General features: G+C 73.6%; 2 pseudogenes. Both read left to right on the top strand.

Features of this window, described 5'->3' with window-relative positions:
• A pseudogene (locus AB8Z75_RS35155) lies at window positions 1-203 on the top strand (acyl-CoA dehydrogenase family protein); the annotation flags it as partial.
• Between the two features lie 182 nt (window positions 204-385).
• Window positions 386-810 (top strand): annotated as a pseudogene (locus tag AB8Z75_RS35150) (hypothetical protein); the annotation flags it as partial.

Here is an 810-nt window from a genome sequence, read left to right as displayed (position 1 = left end):
GTGCTCAAGACGGCCTGGCTGATGGACACGGACGGCAACCGCGGTGCCCACACCGAGATCCAGGCCATCAAGATCGCCACCCCGCGGGCCGTGGTGGGCATCATCGACGACGCGGTGCAGCTGCACGGCGCGGGTGGCGTCTCGCAGGACCCCTGCGGCTGGCCGACGGGCCCGACGAGGTGCACCAGCGGTCGCTGGCCCGTCACAGGTCCCGGTGCCGGCGTCGCCCGCCCCAACTCGCCTGCGGGGGGAAGGAAATCGGCCGTACCGAACGAAGTCGAGCAATGTCGCTCACCCCCGGCCGATGAGTGTGCGGCTTCCGAACTCGCTTGACCACTCGCTGACTTGACGTGATCGCTTCCGTCGGGTTGGGTGATCGGCGACCATGACTCCTCCACCACCGCCGCTCACGTTCCGACGCTCCCCGGACGGCAGGCGGCCCGACCCCGCACTGGACGACGCCCCCTTACGCACGGCGCGCGACGCCTTCGTCCAAGGCCACTGGTCCGAGGCCCGGGCCCTCCTGCAGGAGACCGGCCACGACTGGGACCTGCGCGGCCACCGCGTCATCTGCCTGGCCCTGACACCCGCGGGCGAGGCGTGGACCCGCGAGTGGCTGCTGACCGAGCCCGGCAGCCAGGACGCCGCCCTCCTGCTCGCCTGCGCCCTGGCGATGCGCGCCGCACGGGGCAAGGGCGATGCCAACGCCGCCCGCACGGCCCTCGACGCCGCCGCCCGCGCGGCCCCCCAGGACCGCGCGCGACGCCTTCGTCCAAGGCCACTGGTCCGAGGCCCGGGCCCTCCTGCAGG

The sequence above is a fragment of the Streptomyces sp. PU-14G genome (assembly GCF_041028275.1).
Lineage (GTDB): Bacteria > Actinomycetota > Actinomycetes > Streptomycetales > Streptomycetaceae > Streptomyces.
The sequence above is the reverse complement of the archived record's forward strand: the minus strand, read 5'-3'. Positions and strand labels throughout refer to the sequence as shown.